Origin of the sequence: Mesorhizobium sp. M0768, from assembly GCF_040320195.1 — a bacterium.
Lineage (GTDB): Bacteria > Pseudomonadota > Alphaproteobacteria > Rhizobiales > Rhizobiaceae > Mesorhizobium.
On record NZ_JAMYPD010000003.1, the window covers coordinates 332,472 to 357,491 of the forward strand.

The 25,020-nt window shown below is 63.8% G+C and carries 27 protein-coding genes; 14 read left to right on the plus strand and 13 right to left on the minus strand.

Features of this window, described 5'->3' with window-relative positions; translation table 11 throughout:
* Positions 1-149: 149 nt before the first annotated feature.
* The 4 genes from rpoN to lptC all read right to left on the minus strand — a co-directional run bounded on the left by rpoN (position 150) and on the right by lptC (position 4,000).
* The gene (gene rpoN / locus NKI08_RS06060; RefSeq protein ID WP_352469431.1) at positions 150-1,676 is read right to left on the minus strand and encodes an RNA polymerase factor sigma-54; all 1,527 of its coding nucleotides are present in this window, start codon (positions 1,674-1,676) and stop codon (positions 150-152) included.
* 197 nt (positions 1,677-1,873) lie between these two features.
* The gene (gene lptB, locus NKI08_RS06065) at positions 1,874-2,692 is read right to left on the minus strand and encodes an LPS export ABC transporter ATP-binding protein (protein WP_292664962.1); all 819 of its coding nucleotides are present in this window, start codon (positions 2,690-2,692) and stop codon (positions 1,874-1,876) included.
* Entirely contained in the window at positions 2,692-3,300 is a 609-nt protein-coding gene (locus NKI08_RS06070) for an LptA/OstA family protein (protein ID WP_352767791.1), read from the minus strand. Before NKI08_RS06070 ends, lptB begins: the two co-directional genes overlap by 1 nt.
* Positions 3,287-4,000, minus strand: coding sequence for an LPS export ABC transporter periplasmic protein LptC (gene lptC / locus NKI08_RS06075; RefSeq protein WP_023675263.1), 714 nt, complete (start codon positions 3,998-4,000; stop codon positions 3,287-3,289). The genes NKI08_RS06070 and lptC overlap by 14 nt, the downstream gene beginning before the upstream one ends.
* A 306-nt stretch (positions 4,001-4,306) precedes the next feature.
* Between lptC and sppA the strand changes: the two genes are divergently transcribed.
* The 4 genes from sppA to lhpI all read left to right on the plus strand — a co-directional run bounded on the left by sppA (position 4,307) and on the right by lhpI (position 7,011).
* Entirely contained in the window at positions 4,307-5,263 is a 957-nt protein-coding gene (sppA, locus tag NKI08_RS06080) for a signal peptide peptidase SppA (protein ID WP_352502648.1), read from the plus strand.
* A gap of 81 nt (positions 5,264-5,344) precedes the next feature.
* Entirely contained in the window at positions 5,345-5,629 is a 285-nt protein-coding gene (locus tag NKI08_RS06085) for an integration host factor subunit beta (RefSeq protein ID WP_023675261.1), read from the plus strand.
* Positions 5,630-5,676: 47 nt separating this feature from the next.
* Positions 5,677-6,009, plus strand: a complete 333-nt coding sequence (locus NKI08_RS06090) for a DUF1049 domain-containing protein (protein ID WP_352767039.1) — start codon at positions 5,677-5,679, stop codon at positions 6,007-6,009.
* A 33-nt stretch (positions 6,010-6,042) separates the two neighbouring features.
* On the plus strand, positions 6,043-7,011 hold the full coding sequence (gene lhpI / locus NKI08_RS06095; protein ID WP_352767037.1) for a bifunctional Delta(1)-pyrroline-2-carboxylate/Delta(1)-piperideine-2-carboxylate reductase: 969 nt from the start codon (positions 6,043-6,045) through the stop codon (positions 7,009-7,011).
* 104 nt (positions 7,012-7,115) lie between these two features.
* Here the strand turns inward: lhpI and NKI08_RS06100 are convergent, their stop codons facing one another.
* Positions 7,116-7,484, minus strand: coding sequence for a VOC family protein (locus NKI08_RS06100; protein WP_352469426.1), 369 nt, complete (start codon positions 7,482-7,484; stop codon positions 7,116-7,118).
* A gap of 86 nt (positions 7,485-7,570) precedes the next feature.
* Positions 7,571-8,254, minus strand: a complete 684-nt coding sequence (locus NKI08_RS06105) for a helix-turn-helix transcriptional regulator (protein WP_352684488.1) — start codon at positions 8,252-8,254, stop codon at positions 7,571-7,573.
* 107 nt (positions 8,255-8,361) lie between these two features.
* On the opposite strand from NKI08_RS06105, the gene NKI08_RS06110 reads away from it, so the two are divergent.
* The 7 genes from NKI08_RS06110 to olsB all read left to right on the plus strand — a co-directional run bounded on the left by NKI08_RS06110 (position 8,362) and on the right by olsB (position 15,807).
* Positions 8,362-8,847 carry a DUF1772 domain-containing protein gene (locus tag NKI08_RS06110; RefSeq protein WP_352539414.1) on the plus strand — a complete coding sequence of 162 codons (486 nt, stop codon included), beginning with the start codon at positions 8,362-8,364 and terminating at the stop codon, positions 8,845-8,847.
* A gap of 88 nt (positions 8,848-8,935) precedes the next feature.
* A complete protein-coding gene (locus NKI08_RS06115) occupies positions 8,936-9,997 on the plus strand; it encodes an RsmD family RNA methyltransferase (RefSeq protein WP_352767796.1) in 1,062 nt (353 codons plus the stop codon).
* The gene (locus tag NKI08_RS06120) at positions 9,998-10,861 is read left to right on the plus strand and encodes a TrmH family RNA methyltransferase (RefSeq protein WP_352767797.1); all 864 of its coding nucleotides are present in this window, start codon (positions 9,998-10,000) and stop codon (positions 10,859-10,861) included. It begins immediately after the preceding gene.
* A gap of 26 nt (positions 10,862-10,887) precedes the next feature.
* Positions 10,888-11,364 (plus strand): signal peptidase II, encoded by a 477-nt coding sequence (gene lspA, locus NKI08_RS06125; RefSeq protein WP_352454178.1) that lies wholly within the window; start codon positions 10,888-10,890, stop codon positions 11,362-11,364.
* Between the two features lie 51 nt (positions 11,365-11,415).
* Complete coding sequence (acuI, locus tag NKI08_RS06130) at positions 11,416-12,405, plus strand: acrylyl-CoA reductase (NADPH) (protein WP_352767800.1); 990 nt, start codon at positions 11,416-11,418, stop codon at positions 12,403-12,405.
* Between the two features lie 88 nt (positions 12,406-12,493).
* Positions 12,494-14,782 carry a PAS domain-containing hybrid sensor histidine kinase/response regulator gene (locus tag NKI08_RS06135; RefSeq protein WP_352767802.1) on the plus strand — a complete coding sequence of 763 codons (2,289 nt, stop codon included), beginning with the start codon at positions 12,494-12,496 and terminating at the stop codon, positions 14,780-14,782.
* A 149-nt stretch (positions 14,783-14,931) separates the two neighbouring features.
* Positions 14,932-15,807, plus strand: a complete 876-nt coding sequence (gene olsB / locus NKI08_RS06140) for a l-ornithine N(alpha)-acyltransferase (RefSeq protein WP_023675251.1) — start codon at positions 14,932-14,934, stop codon at positions 15,805-15,807.
* 110 nt (positions 15,808-15,917) lie between these two features.
* Here the strand turns inward: olsB and grpE are convergent, their stop codons facing one another.
* Positions 15,918-16,553 (minus strand): nucleotide exchange factor GrpE, encoded by a 636-nt coding sequence (gene grpE, locus NKI08_RS06145; protein WP_352502644.1) that lies wholly within the window; start codon positions 16,551-16,553, stop codon positions 15,918-15,920.
* Between the two features lie 236 nt (positions 16,554-16,789).
* On the opposite strand from grpE, the gene NKI08_RS06150 reads away from it, so the two are divergent.
* Positions 16,790-16,993, plus strand: a complete 204-nt coding sequence (locus tag NKI08_RS06150) for a hypothetical protein (RefSeq protein WP_023675249.1) — start codon at positions 16,790-16,792, stop codon at positions 16,991-16,993.
* A 126-nt stretch (positions 16,994-17,119) separates the two neighbouring features.
* A complete protein-coding gene (locus NKI08_RS06155) occupies positions 17,120-18,142 on the plus strand; it encodes a fatty acid desaturase (RefSeq protein WP_352469420.1) in 1,023 nt (340 codons plus the stop codon).
* Between the two features lie 147 nt (positions 18,143-18,289).
* Here NKI08_RS06155 and NKI08_RS06160 read toward each other — a convergent pair whose 3' ends face one another.
* The 6 genes from NKI08_RS06160 to cysG form a co-directional block, all read right to left on the minus strand.
* The gene (locus tag NKI08_RS06160; RefSeq protein ID WP_352539419.1) at positions 18,290-18,910 is read right to left on the minus strand and encodes a DJ-1/PfpI family protein; all 621 of its coding nucleotides are present in this window, start codon (positions 18,908-18,910) and stop codon (positions 18,290-18,292) included.
* A 137-nt stretch (positions 18,911-19,047) separates the two neighbouring features.
* Complete coding sequence (locus NKI08_RS06165) at positions 19,048-19,584, minus strand: DUF934 domain-containing protein (RefSeq protein WP_352767805.1); 537 nt, start codon at positions 19,582-19,584, stop codon at positions 19,048-19,050.
* A 202-nt stretch (positions 19,585-19,786) separates the two neighbouring features.
* Positions 19,787-20,551 carry a phosphoadenylyl-sulfate reductase gene (locus NKI08_RS06170; protein ID WP_352448339.1) on the minus strand — a complete coding sequence of 255 codons (765 nt, stop codon included), beginning with the start codon at positions 20,549-20,551 and terminating at the stop codon, positions 19,787-19,789.
* Positions 20,526-22,196: a nitrite/sulfite reductase gene (locus tag NKI08_RS06175; protein WP_352767807.1), complete on the minus strand. Its 1,671-nt coding sequence runs from the start codon at positions 22,194-22,196 to the stop codon at positions 20,526-20,528. The genes NKI08_RS06170 and NKI08_RS06175 overlap by 26 nt, the downstream gene beginning before the upstream one ends.
* Before the next feature lie 73 nt (positions 22,197-22,269).
* Positions 22,270-22,575, minus strand: a complete 306-nt coding sequence (locus tag NKI08_RS06180; protein ID WP_352469417.1) for a DUF2849 domain-containing protein — start codon at positions 22,573-22,575, stop codon at positions 22,270-22,272.
* Positions 22,572-24,023 (minus strand): siroheme synthase CysG, encoded by a 1,452-nt coding sequence (gene cysG / locus NKI08_RS06185; protein WP_352539422.1) that lies wholly within the window; start codon positions 24,021-24,023, stop codon positions 22,572-22,574. The genes NKI08_RS06180 and cysG overlap by 4 nt, the downstream gene beginning before the upstream one ends.
* Before the next feature lie 440 nt (positions 24,024-24,463).
* Between cysG and NKI08_RS06190 the strand changes: the two genes are divergently transcribed.
* Entirely contained in the window at positions 24,464-24,913 is a 450-nt protein-coding gene (locus NKI08_RS06190) for a baeRF12 domain-containing protein (RefSeq protein WP_352767810.1), read from the plus strand.
* The last annotated feature ends 107 nt before the right edge of the window (positions 24,914-25,020 follow it).

The following is a 25,020-nucleotide window of genomic DNA, read 5'->3' on the forward strand; positions in this document are numbered from 1 at the left end:
CCCGTGGCCTACATCGTGACGGACCATCTCTCGTGCGGGCATCGGCGAACTCAAATCCACTCGCCAGCCCGTCCCATGCGGGCGGGCTTCTAGCCACTTCGTCGCCGCTTGTCAATGAAGGGCGAAAGCTGTGGAAATTCCGCCGGAGATCAACGGCCGGCGCTGGCCAAAGCGCGTTTTTCACGCCGCCGCTGCACCGAAGAGGGTATGTTCATGCCTTCCCGGTATTTGGCCACCGTGCGCCTGGCGATGTCGACGCCGCTTTCCCGCAGCATGTCCACGATGGCATCGTCGGAAAGCACATCGATGGCTTTCTCCTCGTCGATCAGCTGCTTTATGCGGTCGCGCACCGCTTCCGACGAATGCGCATCGCCGCCACCTGACGAAGCGATCGAGGCGGTGAAGAAATAGCGCAGCTCGAACACGCCGCGCGGCGTCAGCATGTATTTGTTTGCCGTGACCCGGCTGACCGTTGATTCGTGCATGCCGATGGCGTCCGCCACCGTGCGCAGGTTGAGCGGCTTCAGGTGCCGCACGCCGTGGACGAGAAAAGCGTCCTGCTGGCGCACGATCTCAGAGGCCACCTTGAGAATGGTCTTCGCCCGCTGGTCGAGGCTGCGCGTGAGCCAGTTGGCGTTCTGCAGGCATTCGGCAAGGAAATCCTTTTCCGCCTGGTTTTTCGCATGTGGCGTGACCTGGGCGAAATAGATGTGATCGACCAGCACGCGCGGCAGCGTCTCGGCATTGAGCTCGACCGTCCAGCTGCCGTCATTGGCTGCACGCACCTCGATGTCGGCCACGATCGCATCGCTGGCACCGCGCGAAAACGCCATTCCCGGCCGTGGGTCGAGCGCCCGGATCTCGGCCAGCATGTCGAGCAGATCCTCTTCGTCGACGCCGCAAATCCGCTTCAGCGTCTGGAAATCGCGCCGTGCCAGGAGTTCGAGATTGGCGATCAGCGCCTTCATCGCCGGATCGAGCCGGTCGCGCACGGCCAGCTGCAGCAACAGGCATTCGGCGAGGTCGCGGGCGAATATGCCGGCGGGCTCGAATGTCTGGCAGACCGCCAGGACCGTTGCCATCGCCGTGGCGTCCGCGCCGAGGCGGGCGGCGATCTCGGCCATATCGGCACGCATGTAGCCGGCCTCGTCGAGGCCGTCGGCAAGCTCGCCGGCGATCAGGCGCGCCGCCGGATCGGCAAAGGCGAGCGCCACCTGCTCGCCGACATGGTCGCGCAGCGTGATGGCCGCCGCCGCCATATCCGCGACGTCGAAGCCGTCGGAGGAAGAGGTGGAACCATTGCCGGACGCCGATTTCCATTGTGCCGTCAGGTCGGGCCCGAGCCGCTCGCTCGTACCAGGATCGTCAGGAAACAGGTTTTCCAGCGACGTATCGAGCTTTTCCGAGATCGCCTCGGCGCTCCATGCCGTTTCCGCCTCGAACCAGTCGCCGTCGGCAGCCGGTTCCGATGCGGCGTCGCCCTTCTGCGCCTGGTCGCTGGCGGCGTCCTCCTGCGGTTCGGCGCGTTCCAGCAAGGGATTGCGTTCGATCTCGTCGTCGATGAAGCGTTCCAACTCGAGATGGGTGAACTGCAGCAGGCGGATCGACTGCATCAGCTGCGGCGTCATCACCAGCGACTGCGACTGTCGTAGCTGTAGTTTTGCCGCCAACGCCATGGTTCGGTTTCAAACGCCCCGTCTACGCACCCGCACTGCTGGAAGGAATTTTCCAGGCCAGCATAGAAACTGGCCCGGCTTTTGCTTGTCAAGGCGAGGAGCGGTAAAACTCGCCTGCCGACGCGTTTTCAGGCAGAAAATTGAAGAAAAAGCTGTTGGACTACGCCGGAAATCCCGTTCGAACCGGAATTTCGCATTTAGAGTGTAAATCCCTCGCCGAGATAAAGCCGCCGCACGTCGGCATTTGCGACCACTTCGTCGGCTCGACCATGGGTCAGCACCTGGCCGGCATGGATGATGTAGGCGCGGTCGATCAGGCCAAGTGTCTCGCGGACATTGTGGTCGGTGATCAGAACGCCGATGCCACGTGCCGTCAAGTGGCGCACGAGTTGCTGGATGTCGGCGACGGCGATCGGATCGATGCCGGCGAAAGGTTCGTCGAGCAGCATATAGGCGGGGCGGGTTGCCAAGGCGCGGGCAATTTCGAGGCGTCGCCGCTCACCGCCGGAGAGCGACAGCGACGGAGCCTTGCGCAGATGGCTGATGTGAAATTCCTCGAGCAATTCGTCGAGCAGGCGCTCACGCTCCTTGCGGCTCTTTTCGACGACCTCGAGCACGGCCCGGATGTTTTGCTCGACATTCAGGCCGCGAAAAATCGACGCTTCCTGCGGCAGATAGCCGATGCCGAGACGGGCGCGGCGATACATCGGCATCGACGTGACGTCGAAACCGTCGATTTCGATCGTGCCTTCATCGACCGGCACCAGGCCGGTTACCATGTAGAAACAGGTCGTCTTGCCGGCGCCGTTGGGGCCGAGCAGCCCAACCGCCTCGCCGGCGCGCACGCCCAGCGTCACGCCGCTGACGACTTTGCGGCCCTTGTAGCTTTTGGTCAGCCCCTTGGCGATCAAGGTTCCCTTGAACTTTGCCGCTTCGACGGTGACCCTGGCCGGTGCCGCAAGTTTGCTGGCGGCGCGCCCTGGAAGACGCGCCAGCAGCGACGATATGCCGGTCATCAGGGTTTCGCTGCTCCAGACTTCGCCGGCGGCGTGATCGACATCATGACGCGGCCGCCGCAAGCGTCGACCTGGGCAAGGCCGCTCTTCATCTGCACGGTAAGCTTGCAGCCGACAAGCACGTTATCGCCTTGCGAGAGCACGACCTTGCTGCCCGAAAGCACCAGCACTTCGGTCTTCATGTCGAAGGTGCCGCGGTCGCCGGTGGCAACCTGATTGTCCGATTTGATGTAGACCTTATCGTCGACCTCGAGATGGTCGATGTTGGCGGATCCGGTCATTGCCGCGGCACCCGCGGGCTGGGCGCCTTTAGCGGCGCCTGCATCCCTGACGTAATAGACCGTCATTTTGCCGGCCTTGAGCACGGTTGGACCCTGGACGACGTTGACGTTGCCGGTGAAGATGGCGACGCTTTCCGCCTGGCGCACCTCGAGCTTGTCGCTTTCGATCTGGATAGGCTTGTCGCCCGACAGCCTGAGGCCGGACATTTGGCTGGTGGCACTGGATTGCGCCAGCGACGGCGCCGTCCCGAAGGTCAGCCCCAAGGGCAACCCGAGCGTCAACGCCGAAATCGCGGCGAGGCGCCGTGCCGAACTACTGAACCGCATTGGTCTCTCCGCTCTTTGCCTCTGCCGCCTTCAAACTGGCGGGATCGATGTCGACGCGCACCTTGTTCTCGAAAACCAGGACCTTGCCATTGTCCTGGACCGACATCGAATCCGCCCTGATCCGCGACCCGCCGCGGCTGACATCGACGGGCTCGCTTGTCTTCATAGTGCCTTCGCCCATGTCGAGATAGACTGATTTGAATTTTGCCACCACACCATCCGTGGTCGACACGGTCACATCGCTGGTCAGGCTGAGCGTGTTGCCGTCGCGATCATAGGTGCCGTGCGTGGCATCGATGGCGGCCGTGTTGTCGGCCGCAATCGGCAGCTTGGCCTTGATGCCTTCCAGATCGATGATGCCTTGTTTGCTGACATCCTGTATGGCGCGCAGGGCTGTCATCGAATAGGGCAGGTTCTGTTTGGTGAAGCCGTTGAGCTTGGGGTTGGCCATCACCAGCTTGCCATCGGCAAAGGCGCCGCCGTCGGCCTGCACCTCGATTGCAGCGGGAGCCATGAGATAGGAATAGACGGGAAACGCGACCGCAATCACGGCAGCGACCAGCGGCACGGCCAGCTTGAGGATACGGACCCGGCGCGAATGACGCTGCGCAACGTCAAACGCGTCGACCCGCGCCCGGCCTGCGGCCTTGGGAGCCAACTCCGTCTCGGTGTTGGTCGGTTCGATTGGTCCCGCTAACATGACTGCTTCTTCTAAACCCCTGCCCGCCAGGCCGCCCTATAGGTGGGGTGCCGGCGCCCTCAAGCAAGCACAAGCCGAGGAAAACCGCAAAAATGTGACAGCCGCCCCTGTACAATGAAAACGGCCCCAGCGCAGCCTGTACCTCATACCAGATATGGGCGCACAGTGTTAGGGCCTGTGGAACGAGACAGGTTGAGGCTTGCCGCGAATGCCTAACGGCCTTTGGCGCAAGGCCGTCAGGAAACGGTAGCCGGGCGCGAATGGTTGCTTTAAAAGCATCTGCTCCCACCGACTACGAGGCTGACCATGGTATTGAGAGCCGACGACCTGATCGACCGCCGCCGCTTGCGCCGCAAGCTGACATTCTGGCGTGTTGCGGCGATTATCGTCGCGGCAGCCGGACTGATCGCCTTCTCGGCATGGATCTATGGTGACGACTTCACCGGCGCGGCTGTCGACCACATCGCCAAGGTCAAGATCGAAGGTACCATCACCGAAGACGAAGAACTGATCAAGCGGCTGGAGGCAATCCGTCAGTCGCCGCGCGTCAAGGCTGTGATCCTGTCGATCGATTCACCCGGCGGCACCACCGTCGGTGGCGAATCGATCTATGAGGCAGTGCGCAAGCTTGCCGCCGAAAAGCCGGTGGTGGCCGAGGTCGGCACGCTCGCGGCTTCGGCGGGCTATATGATCGCCACCGCGGCCGACCATATTGTCGCACGCAAATCCTCGATCGTCGGCTCGATCGGCGTGCTGATTCAGTACCCGGACGTCAGCGGCCTCATGGACAAGCTCGGCGTCAAGCTGGAGGAGGTGAAATCCTCGCCCTTGAAGGCCTCGCCTTCTCCCTTCAAGCCGACCAATGACGATGAGCGCGCCATGGTCCGCAAGCTCATCCTCGACAGCTACGACTGGTTCGTCGGCATCGTCGCCGAGCGCCGCAACATGACCAAGCCGGAGGTGCTGGCGCTCGCAGACGGGTCGATCTTCACCGGCCGGCAGGCGGTCACCAACAGATTGATCGACGCGGTCGGCGGCGAGGCCGAAGCAATCGACTGGCTTGCAGGCAAGGGTGTCGATGCCAAGCTCAAGGTGGTGGAATGGAAGGACACGGAAAAACGCGGCGGTTTCCTGTTCTCCAAAGCGATGGCGCAGACCGTCGGTGCTGCGCTTGGCCTGGCCGGCCATGACGGCGACGTCCTTCACGAAATTGGAGCGGACCGCTTGTTTCTTGACGGTCTCGTTTCCGTCTGGCACCCTTGAGGAACCGCTTGGGACGAGTGAAAAACCAAATAAAATCATTCTGATAATTTCGGCGGCACTGCTTTTACGGGGAGCCTTTTCATGATCAAATCCGAACTTGTGCAGATCATCGCCACGCGTAATCCGCATCTTTTCCTGCGCGACGTCGAAAACATTGTCAGCGCCATCTTCGATGAAATCACCGACGCGCTTGCCGAGGGCAACCGGGTCGAGTTGCGCGGCTTCGGCGCGTTTTCGGTGAAAAATCGCCCTGCCCGCACCGGCCGCAACCCGCGCACTGGCGAATCCGTAGAGGTCGAGGAGAAATGGGTACCGTTCTTCAAGACCGGCAAGGAATTGCGTGAAAGGCTGAACGGAGGCAAATAGGCGCGGCGCCCGCCGTCCCGCTCCGACAGCAGTGCCTACGGAAAAACATGTTCAATCGCTTAATCCTCATCGTGGTCTTCGTGCCGCTGGCCATCATCCTGATCGCGCTGGCCGTTGCCAACCGCGAACCGGTCGCCTTCACGCTCGACCCGTTCAATCCGGGCAACCCGGCGCTGACGCTGACCTTGCCGCTGTTCATATTCCTGTTCCTTGCCCTTGCCATCGGCATGATCGTCGGCAGCCTGGCGACCTGGATCAAGCAAGGGCGCTATCGCAAGCTGGCGCGCCAGCGCGGTGCCGAGGCCGAGAATCTGCGCCAGGCGGTAAGCCGCGCGCCTGCCGCGCCTCGGGGCCAGGCTTTGCCGAAGGCGACAAACTGAAGCGTCGCTGACATATCTTTCGCGGAGCCTTTCATGCTGACCATTTCGGCCGCCGAGGTCGACAGCGCGCTGACCTTTCCCGGACTGATCGAGACGCTGCGCGCCGCCTTTCGCGATGGCGCCATACAGCCGGTCAGGCACCATCATACGATAGAGCGGCCCGACGGCGCCGCTTCAACGCTGCTTTTGATGCCGGCCTGGACCGACTTCAACGCGGCTGGCACCTCCGCCGGCGGTCACATCGGCATCAAGATCGTCACCGTGTCGCCCGACAACAACGCTGTCGGAAAACCCGCGGTGATGGGCCTTTACCTCTTGCTCGACGGCGCCACCGGCGAGCCGCAGGCCATGATCGACGGCCAGCGGCTGACGCAGTGGCGCACGGCCTGCGCCTCGGCGCTGGCCGCCTCCTACCTGGCCCGCGAGGACGCCTCGCGGCTGCTCGTGGTAGGCGCCGGCGCGCTGTCGCCGTTCCTAGCGAAGGCGCATTCGGCTGTGCGGCCGATCACCAGCATCCGCATCTGGAACCGCACGCCGGCCAATGCCGAAAAGGTCGCTGCAAGATTGCGTGCGGAAGGTTTTGCGGCCGAAGCCGCAGGCGATCTCGACGCCGAACTCGGCCAGGCCGACATCATTTCCTCGGCGACAATCACCACCGAGCCGCTGGTCAAGGGCGCCTTGTTGCGACCCGGAACGCATGTCGACCTCGTCGGCGGCTTCACTCCGGCGATGCGCGAAAGCGACGACGACACGGTTGCGCGGGCCCGCGTCTATGTCGACACCCGCGCCGGCGCCACCAAGGAAGCCGGTGACATCGTCCAGCCGCTGGCCTCCGGCGTGTTGAAGCCGGAAGCCATCGTCGCCGACCTTTATGAACTCACGCGCGGCCAGAAAAAAGGCCGGCAGAACGACGACGAGATCACGCTGTTCAAGTCGGTCGGCGCAGCCCTCGAGGACCTCGCCGCCGGCATTGGCGTGTATCGCGCAAGCGTAGGGCAGTAGGGCAGTAGGGCAGTAGGGCAGTAGGGCAGTAGGAAACCGCACTGATCGTGCGGCGCCGCGCCAGCTATATTTCCTGTCACGTACTCCCCTACTGCCCTACTGCCTTACTCCCTTTGCCAATAAACCCGCAGCCGATGATTGTCGGGATCGAGCGCGACGAAGGTCCGGCCGAAATCCATGTCGGTCGGGCTCTGCAGGATTTTCAGACCCCGTCCGGCCCAATCGGTGTAGGTGGCATCGACCGCCTCCGGCGTGTCCAGCGCAAAGACGATCTCGGCGCCACCGCCTGCTGCCGCGGCGGCCGGTTCCACGGTGTGACGCGACCAGAGGCCGAGCTTGAAGCCGTTGTCGAGCACGAACAGCACGAAGGTCGGCGAGGTCTCGACCGGCTGCCGCCCAAGCAGCGCGCTATAGAAGGCGCCGCTTTGCTCAGGCTTGTCGACATAGAGGATGACGAAATTGGGCGGTGTCATGAATTGCTCTCCAGATCGTTTCGACTGGAGGAGCATACCGTACGCCACTGCCAGATTCTGGCAGCAGTCTCAACTGAGCAGCAGCCTTAGCTTGGCGTGTCGAGCGTCGCCCGCCATTCTTTGAGCAGCACCTGACGGCGGCGCGGATAGCGCATCTCGGTGGCATTGAGGCCGGATATCCGGTCGGCGCGAAAGTGCCTGAAATCCTGGCGCATCTCGCACCAGGCCGCGACGACGCGCACCTTGTCGAAGAAGCCGAGTGCGAACGGCCAGACGGTGCGCTCGGAGGCAGCGCCGCCGGCGTCGCGATAGACAAAGCTCAGCTTACGCTCCTCGCGGATGGCCTGCCGCACCACGCCGAGATCGATGCCTTCGGTGACCTCGGTGCGCGACCCGACCAGCAGCGTCGAGGCGTCGAGCTCTTCGCGCAAATCGTTCGGCAGCACCGCCGCGATCTTGGCCAGCGCGTCGGTGGCGGCGTTCGCAAGCCGCCAGTCCGGCTGCTTGGCCACCCAGCGCGAACCGAGCACGATCGCCTCGATCTCCTCATCGGTGAACATCAAGGGCGGCAGCATGAAACCGGGCCTGAGCACGTAACCCAACCCCGCCTCACCCTCGATCGGCGCGCCCTGCCCCTGCAGCGTGGCGATATCGCGATAGAGCGTGCGGATCGACACACCCATTTCGCCCGCAAGGCTGCGGCCGCTGACTGGCCGGCGATGCCGGCGCAGGATCTGGATCAGGTCGAGCAGGCGTTCAGCACGGGACATGAATCATGACCTGGTTTCAATCACGATAGAGCCCCAGCGCTTTCGGCGGCAAGCGACATGGGTGGCGGACGGGAACGTCTGCGTCCTGACGCCGTTGTCTGGCCACTATGGATATGCGCGGGTTCCTGTTGTTCTGGTCGGTTTTGACCGCCATCGTCGCTGCGCTCAGCCTCGGACCATCCTTCGCCCATGTGCTGGAATCGGTGCCGCGGCTGACCAGTTGGCCGCCTTCGCTCTGGCGTGAAACCACTGTCTTCAACGCTCAGTTCCAATTCTTCGCGATTGTCGGCGCACCGCTGGACGTGGCCGCGATCGCCTGTCCGGGGCTTCTCGCCTGGATGCTGCGCAGCGACCGCCCGGCATTCTGGTGGATTTTGGCCGCCACCGTGCTTTATCTGATGGCCCTCGTGGCGTGGTTTACCCTGGTCAAACCGGCAAACGATGTCCTGGCCACCTGGGTGCCTGGACCGATCCCGGACAATTTCGAAAGTATCCGGAGCAGTTGGGAAACCGGCCATATGGTCGTCACCGGCTTCAAGGCCGTTGGTTTCATAGCGCTCGCAGTCGGCCTGCTGTCGATCAGGCGCGGCTGATCCGGTTGCACACGTCGGCAGCCCTTTTGTTGCGCCGGTCAATGTGCTGTGGCAGAAGCGGCGAGCCGCCGTCCGGAGATGCGCCTTCTTGAAACCTTTTCGCGACAAACGCCGCGACAGCCGCCCGCCCCCGAAGGGCGGGGCGGAGCAGCCGCGGCGGCGCGACGCCGGCCTGACCGCCGGTTCGGAGCCTAAACTGCAGGACCGGTCCGAGCCGAAAGCCGCGCCGCGCCCTCTATCCCGTCGCGATGGCGCGCTGCCTGCCGAACATCTGCCGCTGATCCTCGAGGTCGGCCCCAATCAGGACTACGCGTTGCTCGACAGCGGCGCCGGAGAAAAACTCGAGCAATACGGCCCCTACCGCATCGTTCGGCCGGAGGGCCAGGCGATCTGGCAAAAGGCTTTGCCGGCCAAGGACTGGGAGCGCGCCGACGCCATTTTCACCGGCGATACCGACGAGGAAGGCATCGGCCGCTGGCGCTTCCCCAAGACGCCGCTCGGCGAGACCTGGCCGATGAAGCATGACGGCATAGATTATCTCGGCCGCTTCACTTCGTTTCGCCATGTCGGCGTCTTTCCCGAGCAGGCCTCGCACTGGGACCACCTGGCCGGACTGATCGCGGCGGCAAAACGGCCGGTGAAGGTGTTGAACCTGTTCGGTTACACCGGCCTTGCCTCCTTGGTGGCGGCGCGTGCCGGCGCCGAGGTCACCCACGTCGATGCTTCCAAGAAGGCGATCGGCTGGGCGCGCGAAAACCAGCAAATGGCGGGCTTGTCGCAAAAGCCGATCCGCTGGATCGTCGACGATGCCGTGAAATTCGCCGAACGCGAGGAGCGCCGCGGCAGCCGCTACGACATCATCCTGTTCGACCCGCCCGCCTATGGCCGCGGACCGAAAGGCGAGGTCTGGCAGCTGTTCGAGGACCTGCCGGCGCTGACCGATATCTGCCGCACGATCCTGACGCCGAAGCCGCTCGCCGTGGTACTGACCGCCTATTCGATCCGCGCCTCTTTTTTCGCCATCCATGCCCTGATGCGCGACACCTTCGCCGGCATGGGCGGCACGGTCGAGTCGGGTGAATTGATCATCCGCGAGAAATCTGCCGGTCGGGCGCTTTCGACCTCGCTGTTCTCGCGCTGGGTGGCCTGAATGAGTGCGTACGAACGGCACGCGGGCGCGCCAGGGCAGGTGAAGGAAGTCACCAGCCTCGCCAATCCGCTGGTTAAGGACATCAAGGCGCTCGCGCTGAAGAAATTCCGTGACCAGCAGAATGCCTTCATGGCCGAAGGCCTGAAGCTGGTCATCGACGCGCTCGATCTCGGCTGGTCGATCAGGACATTGGTCTTCGCCAAGGCCGGACGTGGCAATACGGCGGTTGAAAAGATCGCGGCGCGCACGGTCGCCGCCGGCGGCACCGTCCTTGAAGTTTCGGAAAAAGTGCTGGTCGCCATCACTCGCCGCGACAATCCACAAATGGTCGTCGGTGTGTTCTCGCAGAAATTCCTGCCGTTGAAGGACATCCGCGCCCGTGACGGCGACGTCTGGGTGGCGCTCGACCGCGTCCGCGACCCCGGCAATCTCGGCACCGTCATCCGCACGGTCGACGCTGTCGGGGCCAGTGGCGTCATCCTGGTCGGCGAGACCACCGATCCCTTTTCGGTCGAAACGGTGCGCGCCACCATGGGCTCGATTTTCGCCGTGCCGGTCGCCAAGGCGTCGCCCGAAGCTTTTCTCGCCTGGCGAACGAGCTTTCCCGGCCTCGTCGCCGGCACCCATCTGAAGGGTGCGGTCGACTACCGCTCGGTCGATTTTTCAAAAGGCCCGGTGCTTTTGATGATGGGTAACGAGCAGCAAGGCCTGCCTGACGAGCTTGCCGCAAGCTGCGACAAACTGCTGCGGATACCGCAGGCCGGCCGCGCCGATTCGCTCAACCTTGCGGTGGCCACCGGCGTCATGCTGTTCGAGATCCGGCGCGGCGCGCTGAAGCTCGGCCCGGAGGACGCCAGAACGTGACATCTCAAACCGTGAAACTGCAAACCATGAAGTCCTGGAGACCGTATGCTCTTCTGGTCGTCGCCGCGATAGCGCTCGACCAGTGGGTGAAATACCTAGTCGAAACCGGTCTTGCCTTTCAGGAACGGCTCGACCTGCTTCCATTCCTGGCGCTGTACCGCACTTACAACACCGGCATCGCGTTCTCGCTGTTTTCGTCCTTCGGCGACACCGGCCTGGTGGTCGTCGCGGTTCTGGTGGTCGCTTTCGTGCTCTATCTTGCGGCCCGCACGCCGCCCGGCCACCTGCTTGCCCGCATCGGCTTTGCACTGATCGTCGGCGGCGCGCTCGGCAACCTGATCGATCGCGCAATCTACGGTCATGTCATCGACTATGTCCTGTTCCATACGCCGGTCTGGTCCTTCGCGATCTTCAACCTCGCCGACGCCTTCATTTCGGTTGGTGCGGTGCTGGTCGTCTTCGACGAACTCATTGGCTGGCGGCGCGGAGCGTCGAGCGATTGACCTCACTCGCCTGGCGCCGCACATTCTGATCTGCAAGCCCGAGGAGAAAAAATGCCCGAAACCTTCAAAGCCATCCTCGTTTCGCGTGACGCGGAGAAAAACCAGTCGGTCGCGGTGACCGAGCTTACCGAGGCAGACCTGATGGAGGGCGACGTCACCGTCGCGGTCGAGGCGACGACGGTGAACTACAAGGACGGTCTTGCAATTACCGGCAAGGCGCCGGTGATCCGCCGCTGGCCGCTGGTGCCGGGCATCGATTTCGCCGGCACCGTCATCTCGTCTTCCAATCCTGACTGGCGCAAGGGTGACAAGGTCATATTGAACGGCTGGGGCGTCGGCGAGACGCATTTCGGCGCCTTTGCAGGGCGCGCCCGCGTCAAGGGCGACTGGCTGGTGCCGTTGCCGGACGGCATGAGCCCGCATGATGCGATGGCGGTCGGCACCGCCGGCTACACCGCCATGCTTTGCGTCATCGCGCTGGAGCGCCACGGCATCGTGCCCGATCGCGGCCCGGTGGTGGTGACCGGCGCTGCCGGTGGCGTCGGCTCGGTCGCGGTCTCGATCCTGTCCAGCCTCGGCTATCATGTCATCGCCTCGACTGGCCGCGCTGCCGAAAGCCCCTATCTGATCGACCTCGGCGCCGCGGAAGTGATTTCACGCGACGAGCTCACCCAGCCGGCAAAACCGCTCGCCAAGGAACGCTGGGCCGGCGGCGTCGATGCGGTCGGCAGTCACACGCTGGCCAACGTTCTGTCGATGACCTCCTATGGCGGCGCCGTCGCCGCTTGCGGCCTCGCCGGCGGCATGGACCTGCCGGCAAGCGTCGCCCCCTTCATCCTGCGCGGCGTCTCGCTGCTCGGCATCGATTCGGTCATGGCGCCGAAGGCGGTCCGACTCGAGGCCTGGCGCCGCATCAGCGCCGATCTCGACCACGCAAAGCTTGCCAGCCTGTCGACGAGTATCGGCTTCGACGGCATCATCGGCGCCGCGCATGACATCGTCGAGGGTAAGATCCGCGGCCGCGTGGTGGTGGATATGTGAGCCCCCAAGGGAAAAAAAAGAGCGCGACCGGTAAAATTCGAGCGATCAACCACAACCTTCGATAAGCTCTGTCTGACAGGATTTCCGTATGATTGCGGAACCCGGCATCAGAGAGGCGGAACCAGCCGAACGGGCCGACGGGACGGCCCCCGCGGCGCCAGGACGGCAGCTTGTCGCCGCGCCACCGCTGGCGCCGGAACTGCCGGCCTCCAACCGCGAAGGCCTGCCCTTCCTGACGCTCGTCGCCATTGTCGTGCTGGCAGGCTTTTCGCATCTGACCGGGGCGCCGATCTTCATCACTATCGGCCTTTTGGCGACAGCCATCGCCGGGCTCGCCATGCATCTGCGCAACAGGCGCACCGAGCGCCGCGCGGTGGCCCTGCTCGATGCCACGACCGCCCGCAGCCGCGCCGAAATAGAGACGCTGGCCGACCGCATGTGGGAGATGCAGGAGAGCGAGGAGCGCTTTCGCGGGCTGATCGATGCACTCGGCGATCTCGTCGTCCATCGTGACCGCGACGGCCACATTGTCTACGCCAACAAGGTTTTCGCCGACCTTGTCGAAACCGACCAGCGCGAGCTTGCCGGCAAGTCCCTGGCCGAACTAGGCATCGATGTCGGCATCGTCCCCGACGCCGCGTTTTCCGACCATGAATGCCTGAGTTCCACCGACGTCGCCATTCGCACGCCGGACGGCCCACGCTGGTTCTCTTGGATCGAGCTGTCGGTGCGCGACAAGGACAGCGGCGCCGTTTCGCATCGCGCCATCGCCCGCGACATCACCGCTCGCAAGCGCGCCGAATCCTCGCTGATCACCGCCCGCGAGCGGGCCGAATATGCGAGCCAGGCCAAATCGCGCTTCCTCGCCACCGTCAGCCACGAGATCCGCACGCCGATGAACGGCATCATGGGCATGGCCCGGCTTCTCGCCGACACCAGCCTTTCGCCCGAGCAGCGGACCTATGTCGGCGCCATCTCGACCTCGGCCAGCGCGCTGCTGGCGCTGATCGAGGACCTGCTCGACTACTCCAAGATCGAGGCCGGCCGCTTCGATCCCGAACCGCAGCCGATGTCGGTGCGCGAGATCGCCGACAATGTCATCGAGCTTTTGGCGGCGCGGGCTTTTGCCAAGGATATCGGCCTCGGCTGTCATGTCGAACCCGACGTGCCGCAGCTGATCACCGCCGACCCCGGCAGGGTCAGGCAGGTGCTGCTCAATCTCATCGGCAACGCCGTCAAGTTCACCGACAGCGGCGGCGTCCTGGCAAGCATCGCCCGCGTCCGCACCGAAACCACCGACCGCATCCGCTTCACCATCACCGACACCGGCCCCGGTCTGCGCGAGGAGGACATGGAGCGCATATTCGAGGACTTCGAACAGGCTGACGGCACCTCGACCCGTGCGCATGGCGGTGCCGGCCTCGGTCTCGCCATTTCCAAGCGCCTGGTGACCGCCATGGGCGGCACTATCTCTGTGTCGAGCCGGCTTGGCCAGGGGTCCGAATTCGTCTTCGAGATTCCCGCTATTTCCGCCGTCGAGGCGCCGCAGATCCGCCAGGACGCGCTGTCGGGCCGGCATGCGGTGATCGTGTCGAAGAACCTGGTCGAGGCCGAAGCCCTCGCCCGCACCATTCGCGCCAATGGCGGCACGGTCGATCTGGCCACCGCCGCCGCCCAGGCCACCCCTTTCGCCGAGAGCTGCGACGTGCTGCTGATCGATGCTGCCATGGAGCAAAGCGACGGCAGGCTGCTCAGGCGCCTGCGCCAGAGCGGATTTGCCGATTGCGAGGCAGTGACGCTGATCGCACCGACCGACCGTGGCATGCTTGGCGAGTTCCGTGCCAATGGTTACGCCACCTTCCTTGCGAGGCCGGTGCGCGGTGAGACATTGCTGCGCGTGCTTTTGACCAGCCACGCGCCGGTCGTCGCCGAGCCGCAACTGCAAAGGCGCGGCGCGCAGACGGGGCACGCCATTGGCGCCCGCCAGCACGGCCTGTCGGTGCTGATCGCCGAGGACAACGACATCAACGCCATGCTGGCCCGCGCCACGCTGCTGAAGGCCGGGCATCGCGTGAAAGTGGTCGGCAACGGCAAGGCCGCCGTCGAGGCGGTCATCAGCACCGGCCACAAGCACCGTTACGACGTGGTGCTGATGGACTTGCATATGCCTGTCATGGACGGCCTGGACGCCATCGCCGCCATCCGCCGCCATGAGGAGGAGACCGCGGTGCCGCCGGTGCCGATCATGGTGCTGTCGGCCGACAGCCAGGAAAAGACCCGCCACGCCGTGCTCGCTCACGGTGCCAGCGGCTTCGTCACCAAGCCGCTCGACCCCGATGCCCTGGTTCATGCGGTCGAAGGGCAAGCGGCCGCCTGAGGCACAACATCGACGGTTGATAGATTGCCCAGCCGACGAAGTATTGCCCGCAGAGCCGTATCACGGTACTGTCACAATCCTGTTGCACCTACACCGTATCCCCGTGCCAAGAGGGATGGCTCGAAGGAGAATCACTCGTGCATACAGTCATGCCGGAATGTGATGCTCGGCCGAACGCCAGCGGGCCTTTGCTCGTCGGCCGGAACGCCGATGCCGTCATAAAAGGCGCATCGCTCGGCCGCATCGGCAATCTCGAAGTGCGGCTCGCCCGCAACGAGGCCGAGATCGCTGCCGCGCAGGAAGTGCGCTACCGGGTGTTCTACGACGAGCTTGGTGCCAGGAAGGACCTGTTCCAGATGCAGGACCGCCGCGATGCCGATCGCTTCGATCCCCTCTGCGATCATCTCCTGGTCTTCGATACTTCGCTTTCCGGCCCAGAGCATCGCCGCATCGTCGGCACCTACCGCCTGCTGCGGCAGGAGATTGCCGCGGCCGCCGGCGGCTTCTATTCCGAAGGCGAATTCGAACTGACCAAGCTGATCGCGCGGCATCCTGGCCAGCGCTTCCTCGAGCTCGGCCGCTCCTGCGTTCTGCCGGAATACCGCTCGAAGCGCACCATCGAGGCGCTGTGGCAAGGCATCTGGGCCTACATCAACCATTACGGCATCGGTGTGATGACTGGCTGCGCGTCGTTCCACGGCACCGTGCCGGCGGCACATGCGGAGGCGCTGACCTATCTTGCCCACCACTGCCGGACGAATTCATCATGGGACGTGCGTGCCGTCGCCGGGCGCTATTGTTCAATGGATCTGATGCCGATCGAGGCCGTCAATACCAAGGCGGCGATCGCGGCGATGCCGCCGCTGGTCAAGGGCTATCTGCGCGTCGGCGCGCGCATTGGCGACGGTTGTGTCATCGACCGTGAATTCTCGACGGTCGACGTGTTCGTGGTGATGCCGGTCAAGGAGATCGGTGCCCGCTACGTCAATTATTATGGCGGAGAAGCGCAGCGGTTTGCGGCCTGAATAAGGGAGTAGGCGGAGAGAAGGCAAGGGCGCGAGTAGGCAATTGCTACTTTACCCGACGTAGCGCTATTCCCTACTCCCGTACTGCCCTGTTCCCCTACTCCCCTAACTTACGCATCCTTCTCAGCCTGCTCGTTGACCGGCCCCGGCTCGACTGGCGCTTCGCTTGCGACATGCTTGGGGCCGCCCTTGGCGACGCCGACCATGGCCGGCCGCAGCACACGCTCGCCGATCGAATAGCCGGGCTGCACGACCTGCACGACCGTGTTGGCCGGTACGTCGGGATTGGGCACCTCGAACATCGCCTGGTGGAAATTCGGATCGAATTTCTCGCCCTCGGGCTCAAGCTTCTTCACGCCGTGGCGTTCCAGCGCCGACAGCATGGCGCGCTCGGTGATCTCGACGCCGTCGATCAGCGTCTTGAAGCCGGCATCGCCCGACGCCTTGGCCTCCTCCGGGATGGCATCCAGCGCACGGCGCAGATTGTCCGACACCGAAAGCATGTCGCGGGCAAAATTGGCAACCGCATAGGCGCGCGCATCGTGGACGTCGCGGGCGGTGCGGCGACGCAAATTCTCCATGTCGGCCGCGACGCGCAGCGCGCGATCCTTCAGCTCTTCGTTTTCCTTCAGAAGCCGCACAAGCGCTTCATAGTCGCCGTCGACGCCACCTTCCCTTGGCTCCGCGGCAGCCTCGGTCTTCTCGGCTTCATCGGGCGCGCGTTCGTCTTTTGCCTGGTCGCTCATCGCCGTTTCCCGTCATTTTCGAATGGTGTGGATTTGCGCCCGATATCGAGGTTTAGCGGCCAAAAATCAAGGGGCAAGCGATACTGCAGCCGCTGTCGCTGCTTGATGGCGGACGGCGCAGACCTCTCGATTTTAATTCAAACTTTACCGTACCCGACGGCTTTGCTTGCCGGGACACTACAATGCGGGAACCATTCCTCCCTTGGAAGAGTTTCGAAGCCGACACAGGATTTTGGATGATGCCCCGCAGGAATGGCGAAAAACGCGACGGGCTCGCCGCCGATATCCGGCGCCAGCTCGGCACCGAGGCGACCAAGCGCTTTCTGCGCACCTTACCGGCCTTCCGCACGGAGTCCGATATTCCCGACCGTCTGAAGGAATTGCTCGACCGCCTGGACGGCGTCGAAGCCAAGGTGGTCGCAGGCGGGCGCCGTCGGTAGACACCGTCGCCAGCAACGCGACCTGCGATTGCGGCCGCAATTCCTCGCCATCGCGCGACATTTACCCGCAGTAACTTTGCGTGATCTCCGCCTTGCGGCAGCGCGCCGCTCCGCCTATGTTTCATGATGAACATGATTTCCCCGGAAGCTGTGGCAAACAGCAAGCGCGCCTGGTTGAAGATCCTGTCGCGCTATAAAAAGCCCGACAGGCGTCGCAGCGCCGTCGAACTCGCCATCACCCTCATCCCCTTCGCCACGCTGTGGGCACTGTCCTCGGCCGCCTATGCCTATGGCCATTGGTGGGGTCTGGTCCTGATCCTTCCGGCAGCCGGCTTTCTGGTGCGTATCTTCATGATCCAGCACGATTGCGGCCACGGCTCCTTCTTTGCCAACCGCTATGCCGATGACTGGATCGGCCGCGTGCTTGGCGTGTTGACGCTGACGCCCTACGATTGCTGGCGCCGCGCCCACGCCACCCATCACGCCAGCGCCGGCAATCTCGACGAGCGCGGCACCGGCGACATCAAGACACTGACGGTCGCTGAATATCGGCAACTGTCATGGCGGGGCCGGCTCGCCTATCGCCTCTATCGCCATCCGCTGGTGATGTTTGGCCTTGGCCCGATATGGATCTTCATTTTCGAGCAGAGACTGCCCTTGGGCATGATGCGGGGCGGTTTCACCCCCTGGGTGTCGTCGATGTCGACCAATCTCGCCATCGCGGTCATCGCCGCGCTGCTCATCTGGTTCGTTGGCCCCGGCGCGTTCCTGGTCGTGCATTTGCCGATCGTCATCCTCGCCGGATCGGCCGGCATCTGGCTGTTTTATGTCCAGCATCAGTTCGAGGAGACGGAGTGGACAAAGGACTCCGAGTGGGAATTCCAGCACGCTGCCCTGCACGGTTCGTCCTATTACGACCTGCCGCCGGTGCTGAACTGGATCACCGGCAATATCGGCGTCCACCACGTGCATCACCTCTCGGCCAAGGTGCCATGCTACCGGCTTCCGGAAGTGTTGAGGGACTATCCGGAGCTGCGTGAGATCGGCCGCGTCACACTCCTCGACAGCCTGCGCTGCGTCAAGCTGGCGCTGTGGGACGAGAGTCGCAGCAAGCTGGTATCGTTCCGCGAAGCGCGGATGGCCGTGTAAAGCATACCGCCGCACCTAAAGCGCGTCGCGCTCGACCGGCCTCATGCGACGCGCTTTAGGTTGTTGTTTATGCATGCCGTTATCGCAAAACCGCTGACACTTTTGCGTGACATGCGTTAGGGGTGCGGCGGGCTCCACATTCCGAGCTTAAGCCGCCCGGCGCTGGTCGCGCATCAGGATCTCGCCCTGGCGGATCTCGGTGCCCAGCACTTTCAGGCATTCGCGCATGAAGGCGGCAAGGCCCGGCCAGCCCTTGGCCGACACCAGATTGCCGTCGACATGGGCGCCGGTCGGCGCAACATCGATATAGATGCCGCCGGCCAGCGTGACTTCCGGCTCGCAATATTGCAGCGCCGCGACTTCCCTGCCGCGCACCACGCCGTCGACCGCGATCAGGATCTGCACGCCGTGGCAGATGGTGAAGATCGGTTTTCCCGTCTCATGGAAATGCCGCACCAGCGCCTGCACGCGCTTGTCGATGCGGATATATTCCGGCCCGCGCCCGCCCGCCGCGTAGACGGCATCGTAGTCGGCCGGATTGACCTCGGAAAACGTCTTGTTGAGGATGTAGTCGTGGCCGAGCTTTTCCGTATAGGTCTGGTGGCCCTCGAAGTCGTGCAGCGAGGTCTTCAGGATATCGCCGGCCTTCTTGTCGGGGCAAACGACATGGACGGTGTGGCCCACCGCATGCATGGCCTGTTCAAAGACGAAAATCTCGTACTCCTCGCTGAACTCGCCAACGAGCATCAATATCTTCTTGCCAGCCATACCCGGTTCCTCCCTTGTGGCCACATTTATTCGGATCGCGAAATAATGGGCCCATCCTAAGGCGGAGAGGCGCAAAATAAAAGGCTGAATCGGGAATGTGGTCCGACCAGATAGGGCTTCTGGCCCTCTGGAGCGGATCAGCCGGCGCGCACCCGCCGCCAGGAATATTTCGGGCCTTTGGCCTCCGGCTTCACCGCCGGCTGATAGAACAGCGGAAGTCCGCCGGTGCGGCCTTGCTCGAGCCGCTTCAGCAGCACCGGGTGCGATACCTCGAATTCATCGAAGCCGACGCGCAGCATATGCGGCAACTGATCGATCAGCACCTGCCCGGTGGCGCGCATAGCGCCTGAAAAATGATAACGGCTGCGCAGCAATTCGCCCTTGGAGAACGAGCGGCCGTCATTGAACGCCGGAAACGCCAGCGCCACCAGCGACAGCTGATCGAGCAGGCCTGCGATCTTCTCGAGCTGATCGCCGGGCTGCAGCAGCACACCGATGCGCTCCTTCGCCGACCGCCGCACCTCCGGATCGAGGCCGAGAAACGCCTGCAAGGGCAGGATGAAACGGCCATTGCCGACCAGCGCCTCGGCGCTTTCGGCATGAACCCACTCGTCCTCGCGGAACCCATCCGGTGTCCACAGCCGCATGGTGTTTTCGGCTATCAAGTCGCTCATCAAGAAAATTCCCAAGTCCAAAGATTCTAAAGTGCAAAACACCTCAGGGTGCGTTGAGATTCAGGTCAGGCCGAGCCGAAGGCGGGCGCGAAGCGACCAAACTGTGTGGCCTCCGAGAACCGGAGCTGAGCGTACTTTGGGTACGTGAGCGCCGGAAGCACAGGAAGCCGCCGTTTGCAGGCCGGCTGAATATCAATATACCCTAAAGCGAGGCGTCCGTCAGCGATCTTTCCAGCCCCGACAAATGGATGCCGCATTCGGTCTTGGCATGCCCGGCCCAGCGGCCGCTGCGCGCATCGTCGCCCGGTTGCACCGGCTGCGTGCATGGGAAACAGCCGATCGACAGATAGCCATAGGCGACCAGCGGGTTTTCACGCAGCGCATGCGCGCGCATGTAGCCGGCCTGGTCCGATGTCGTCCAGTGCGCCAGCGGATTGATGCGGATGCGCGAGCCGACCGCCTCGAACACCGGCAGCGCTGCCCGGGTCGCCGCCTGGAAGCGCTTGCGGCCGGTGAACCAGGCGCGGAACGGCTCGACGCCGCGCGCCAGCGGCTCGACCTTGCGGACGTCGCAGCAGGCGTCGGTGTCGGTCTCGTTCAGATTGCCGGTCGGGTCGATCCTTGCCAGCGCCGCATCGTCGGGCCTGATCACCCGGATATCGCTCAGCCCGAAATCGGCGGCCAGCGCGTCACGATAGCCGAGCGTCTCCTCGAAATGCTTGCCGGTGTCGAGAAAGATCACCGGCAGCGTCCGGTCGATCTCGGCGATCATGTGCAGCAGCACCGCCGAATCCGCGCCGAAGGACGAGACGGCGGCGATTTCGCCGTGAAAGAACTCCCGGGTCGACCGCTCGATGATCTCCAGCGGCTTCAGATGGCCGTAGAGCGCGTCGAGACCCGCTGCTTGGGCGGCGATGCCGGCCTCGACGTCGACGATACGGTCAAGCGGCCTTGGCTTCGCCAGCATAGAGCGCCTCCTTGAACGGCGCGGGACCGACTCGGCGGTAGGCGTCGATGAATCTTTCGTTTCTGTCCAGCCGAAGCCCGAGATAGGTCTCGACGATCTGCTCGATGGCATCGGTGATCTCTTCCGAACTGAAGCCGCGGCCGATGATCTCGCCGACCGAGGTGTTCTCGTCGGCCGAGCCGCCGAGCGTCACCTGGTAGAGCTCGGCGCCTTTCTTCTCGACCCCGAGGATGCCGATATGGCCGACATGGTGATGGCCGCAGGCATTGATGCAGCCGGAAATCTTCAGCTTCAATTCGCCGATGTCGCGCTGGCGCTCCAGCGAAGCAAAGCGCCGCGAGATTTCCTGCGCCACGGGAATGGAACGCGCCGTTGCCAGCGCGCAATAGTCGAGGCCGGGGCAGGAGATGATGTCGCTGATCAGGTTGGAATTGGCCGTCGCCAGCCCGATATCGACAAGCGCGTCATAGACCGCCTTGAGGTCGGCACGCGCCACATGCGGCAGGATCAGGTTCTGCTCGTGGCTGACGCGCAGCTCGTCGAATGAATATTTTTCGGCAATGTCGGCGACCGCTTCCATCTGGCTGTCGGAGGCATCGCCCGGCGTCTCGCCGATGCCCTTGAGCGAGATGGTCACCGCCGCGTAGTCGGGATGGCGATGGGTGACCACATTCTGATCCAGCCATTCGGAAAAGCTCTTGGAGTCGAGGCGGGCAAGCTTGACCGCCTCGTCGCCTTCCGGCCGGTCGACAAGCGGAGGCGGCGCGAAATAGGCATCGATGGCGCGGATGTCTTCTTCCGGCAGCCTCAGCTCGGCGTCCTTCAACTCCTGCCATTCGGCCTCGACCTGGCGGGTGATCTCCTCGACGCCGGTCTCATGGACCAGGATCTTGATGCGCGCCTTGAATTTGTTGTCGCGCCGGCCGTAGAGGTTGTAAACGCGCAGGATCGCCGTGCAGTAGGACAACAGATCCGCTTCGGGCAGGAAATCGCGGATCTTCTTGGCGACCATCGGCGTGCGGCCTTGGCCGCCGCCGACATAGACGGCGAAACCGAGCTCGCCGGCGGCGTTCTTCTTCAGGTGCAGGCCGATGTCGTGCGTCTGGATGGCGGCGCGGTCGCGCTCGGCGCCGGTCACCGCGATCTTGAATTTTCGCGGCAGGAACGAGAACTCCGGATGCACCGAGGACCATTGCCGCAGGATTTCGGCATAGGGGCGCGGATCGGCAACCTCGTCAGCGGCGGCGCCGGCGAAGTGGTCGGCGGTGACGTTGCGGATGCAATTGCCGCTGGTCTGGATGGCGTGCATCTCGACGCTTGCCAGATCAGCCAGGATCGCCGGGATGTCCGACAGCGCCGGCCAGTTGAACTGGATGTTCTGGCGCGTCGTGAAATGGCCGTAACCTTTGTCGTATTTGCGGGCGATGTGGCCGAGCATGCGCACCTGCTTGCTGTTCAGCGTGCCGTAGGGCACCGCGATGCGCAGCATATAGGCATGCAGTTGCAGATAGACGCCGTTCATCAGCCGAAGCGGCCGGAACTGGTCCTCGGTGATCTCGCCGGCAAGGCGCCGCGCAACCTGGTCGCTGAACTCGGCGACGCGTGCCTTGACGAAATCGTGGTCGAACTCATCGTAACGGTACATATTCAGGTCTTTCCGGGCGCGTCCGCCCGTTATTTTCTTCGTTCGAGCATGATCGGGATCATGCTTGTGTCATCTATGCCGCGCGTGCGGCTTGCGGACGGGCCTGCTTGCCCAGGTCGTTGCGGGTGGTCGGGCCGGCGGCACGGATCTTTTCACGTAGCCGGACCGCTTCGACCGTGCCGTTGGCCACGGTCACGTCTATCAGGTTGACGTCGACCACTTCGTTGTTGGCGGAGGCCTTGGCGCCGATCGCCTCCAGCCGGTCCTCGGCCGCCTTGTCATGGGCGATGTCGGCATGGTCGATGATCTCGGCCCAGCCGCCATTGGCGTACCAGACGGCTATGCCGTCGGCGAGGCGGTTCGCGGTCAGGACTTTCATTGGCTCACTCCTTGCGCGGCAGCACTCGCCACGCTTTCCTGCCTGTGTGCCGCCAGCGGCTCGGACCGTTCGAAATTGGCGCCGGCGACCGCGTCGCCGATGATGGTCATCACCGGGCCGCTGAGGTCGGCGCGCGCCTCCAGCGACGGCAGGTCGGCGAGCGTGCCGTGGAAACGGCGGCGGTTGGCAAGGCTGGCATTCTCGACCACGGCGACGGCCGTATCCGGCGACAGGCCGGCTTCGATCAGCCGGCCGGCGACCTCTGCAGCGACCGAGCGGCCCATATAGACGGCGACCGTCGCGCCGGAAATGGCGAGCTTTGCCCAGTCGGGCAGCGAATTTCCCTTGAGGTCATGGCCGGTGGTGAACACCATCGACGACGACACGCCGCGCAGCGTCAGCGGCAGTTCGAAATCGGCGGCGGCGGCGAAGGCCGCGGTGACGCCCGGAACCACTTCGTAGGCGACGCCGGCATCGCGAAGTGCCGCCATCTCCTCGCCGGCCCGGCCGAACACCAGCGGGTCGCCGGACTTCAGCCGCACGACACGCTTGCCGGCGTGGCCAAGCTCGACCAGCAGCGCATTGATCTCGGCCTGGCTCTTGGAATGGCAGCCCTTGCGCTTGCCGACCGGCAGGCGCTCGGCATCGCGACGGCCCATTGCGACGATCGCCTCCGGCACCAGCGCGTCATGGACGATCACGTCGGCTTCCATCAGCAGGCGATGGGCGCGCAGCGTCAAAAGGTCCTCGGCGCCTGGACCGGCGCCTACAAGCGCGATATGGCCCGATGCCGGTTCTGTCGAAAGCAGCAGGCCGACGGCCGCATCATGCGCCTGCGAAAGCTCGCCTGCCTCGACAGCGCGGGCCGGCGCGCCGCCAAAGAAATCGCTCCAGAAGCGGCGGCGGGCATTGCCCTTCGGCAGCAGTCTTTCGGCGGTGTCGCGAAAAGATGCGGCGAGCGCCGCGAGCGGCCCGAGCGAGGGCGCCAGCATGCGGTCGATGCGGCTGCGCAGCATCTGCGCCAGCACCGGGCCGGCACCTTCCGTGCCGATGGCAATGGCGACCGGCGCGCGGTTGACCAGTGCCGGCGTGAAGAAATCGCATAGCTCCGGCCGGTCGACGGCATTGACCGGAATGCCCAGCCGGCGCGCATCCCCGGCAACGCGGCGATCGAGCGCCTCGTCGCCGCTGGCGGCAAACACCATCACCGCACCATTGAGATGTGCTGCATCATAGACGTCGGCGATGTGGGCGGCCCCCGTCTCGGCGATAAAGGCCAGCAGCTCCGGGCTTGTTTCATCGCTGACGATGCGCAGCACAGCGCTCGACTGCGCGAGCAGCCGCGCCTTGGCCAGCGCTTCCTCTGCGCCGCCGACGATGGCTATGGCTTCGCCCTCGACCCGCATGAAGACGGGAAAGGCATTGAGCTTGGGTGTGGCTTGCGGCATGACGAGCGGAATCCTGGAACCGTTTGTCAGTTCTACGCGGGGGCGCGAAAAACCAGAAGGCACCCACTCGCGCATCGCTTCGTAGCAGGCAATCTCTTTTCTGCAAGCATGAAGGCCAAGAGAAAAATATTCCACATTCAAATGCGGGGCAGATTGAAGCTGCTGTTGCAGCCCTTGATCCGCTGCCTTTTTAGCGGCCGGAGGAGCTAACCACAAAACAGATTTTTCTAAATTCTATCAATTTAGTAGATTAAGCCGCCGGATGCTGACCGAGCGATCGACGGCAGCCCCGCACTCTCGCCGACCCCTGTCGGAGCACCGGGTCCGAGTGCCGGAACATTCCCGCCTCGGCACGCGTTTGCCCTATGGACCCAGGCCCGGTCACACCCCTGCGGCAAAGGCCCGGCGATGGGTTCGAAAAATCAAAAAAGGAGCGCCCCATGAGCAACGTCAGACTGAAACGCGGACTGTGGATCGTGGTGGCAGATGGCGAAAAGGCGCTGTTCCTCGAGAACCGTGGAGACGTCCAATATCCCGACCTTCAGGTCGTGCACGAGATGGAGCAGGAAAATCCGGCAACCCGAGAGCAAGGCACGGACCGCCCCGGCCGCTACAGCGACGGCCCTTCCGTCCACCGCAGTGCGGTCGAGGACACCGACTGGCACCGTCTCGGCAAGGAGCGTTTTGCCGAAGAGATTGCCGACAGGCTCTACACGCTCGCGCACCGCGGCAGCTTCAAGGAGATCGTGCTGATCGCGCCGCCGCCGGTGCTGGGCGACATGCGCAGGAAGCTGCACAAGGAGGTCACCGACAAGATAACAGCCGAAATTCCAAAGACGCTGACCAACCACAGCATACCCGATATCGAGAGCCTGCTGCAGGCGACCTGATCGGGCATCGGCGGCGCGCAACTTTCGTTTCCGTAGCAATAGCCTGCCTGGAGCAGGCCGCGCCGGGTGGCAACGCTTGCCGGCTCAACGCCTTTTTGCCGCCTTGC

Coding starts and splice junctions, on each gene's coding strand:
- rpoN (WP_352469431.1), bottom strand. CDS start 1,676: ATGGCGTTGGCGGCAAAACTACAGCTACGACAGTCGCAGTCGCTGGTG.
- lptB (WP_292664962.1), bottom strand. CDS start 2,692: ATGACCGGCATATCGTCGCTGCTGGCGCGTCTTCCAGGGCGCGCCGCC.
- NKI08_RS06070 (WP_352767791.1), bottom strand. CDS start 3,300: ATGCGGTTCAGTAGTTCGGCACGGCGCCTCGCCGCGATTTCGGCGTTG.
- lptC (WP_023675263.1), bottom strand. CDS start 4,000: ATGTTAGCGGGACCAATCGAACCGACCAACACCGAGACGGAGTTGGCT.
- sppA (WP_352502648.1), top strand. CDS start 4,307: ATGGTATTGAGAGCCGACGACCTGATCGACCGCCGCCGCTTGCGCCGC.
- NKI08_RS06085 (WP_023675261.1), top strand. CDS start 5,345: ATGATCAAATCCGAACTTGTGCAGATCATCGCCACGCGTAATCCGCAT.
- NKI08_RS06090 (WP_352767039.1), top strand. CDS start 5,677: ATGTTCAATCGCTTAATCCTCATCGTGGTCTTCGTGCCGCTGGCCATC.
- lhpI (WP_352767037.1), top strand. CDS start 6,043: ATGCTGACCATTTCGGCCGCCGAGGTCGACAGCGCGCTGACCTTTCCC.
- NKI08_RS06100 (WP_352469426.1), bottom strand. CDS start 7,484: ATGACACCGCCCAATTTCGTCATCCTCTATGTCGACAAGCCTGAGCAA.
- NKI08_RS06105 (WP_352684488.1), bottom strand. CDS start 8,254: ATGTCCCGTGCTGAACGCCTGCTCGACCTGATCCAGATCCTGCGCCGG.
- NKI08_RS06110 (WP_352539414.1), top strand. CDS start 8,362: ATGGATATGCGCGGGTTCCTGTTGTTCTGGTCGGTTTTGACCGCCATC.
- NKI08_RS06120 (WP_352767797.1), top strand. CDS start 9,998: ATGAGTGCGTACGAACGGCACGCGGGCGCGCCAGGGCAGGTGAAGGAA.
- lspA (WP_352454178.1), top strand. CDS start 10,888: ATGAAGTCCTGGAGACCGTATGCTCTTCTGGTCGTCGCCGCGATAGCG.
- acuI (WP_352767800.1), top strand. CDS start 11,416: ATGCCCGAAACCTTCAAAGCCATCCTCGTTTCGCGTGACGCGGAGAAA.
- NKI08_RS06135 (WP_352767802.1), top strand. CDS start 12,494: ATGATTGCGGAACCCGGCATCAGAGAGGCGGAACCAGCCGAACGGGCC.
- olsB (WP_023675251.1), top strand. CDS start 14,932: ATGCCGGAATGTGATGCTCGGCCGAACGCCAGCGGGCCTTTGCTCGTC.
- grpE (WP_352502644.1), bottom strand. CDS start 16,553: ATGAGCGACCAGGCAAAAGACGAACGCGCGCCCGATGAAGCCGAGAAG.
- NKI08_RS06150 (WP_023675249.1), top strand. CDS start 16,790: ATGATGCCCCGCAGGAATGGCGAAAAACGCGACGGGCTCGCCGCCGAT.
- NKI08_RS06155 (WP_352469420.1), top strand. CDS start 17,120: ATGAACATGATTTCCCCGGAAGCTGTGGCAAACAGCAAGCGCGCCTGG.
- NKI08_RS06160 (WP_352539419.1), bottom strand. CDS start 18,910: ATGGCTGGCAAGAAGATATTGATGCTCGTTGGCGAGTTCAGCGAGGAG.
- NKI08_RS06165 (WP_352767805.1), bottom strand. CDS start 19,584: ATGAGCGACTTGATAGCCGAAAACACCATGCGGCTGTGGACACCGGAT.
- NKI08_RS06170 (WP_352448339.1), bottom strand. CDS start 20,551: ATGCTGGCGAAGCCAAGGCCGCTTGACCGTATCGTCGACGTCGAGGCC.
- NKI08_RS06175 (WP_352767807.1), bottom strand. CDS start 22,196: ATGTACCGTTACGATGAGTTCGACCACGATTTCGTCAAGGCACGCGTC.
- NKI08_RS06180 (WP_352469417.1), bottom strand. CDS start 22,575: ATGAAAGTCCTGACCGCGAACCGCCTCGCCGACGGCATAGCCGTCTGG.
- cysG (WP_352539422.1), bottom strand. CDS start 24,023: ATGCCGCAAGCCACACCCAAGCTCAATGCCTTTCCCGTCTTCATGCGG.
- NKI08_RS06190 (WP_352767810.1), top strand. CDS start 24,464: ATGAGCAACGTCAGACTGAAACGCGGACTGTGGATCGTGGTGGCAGAT.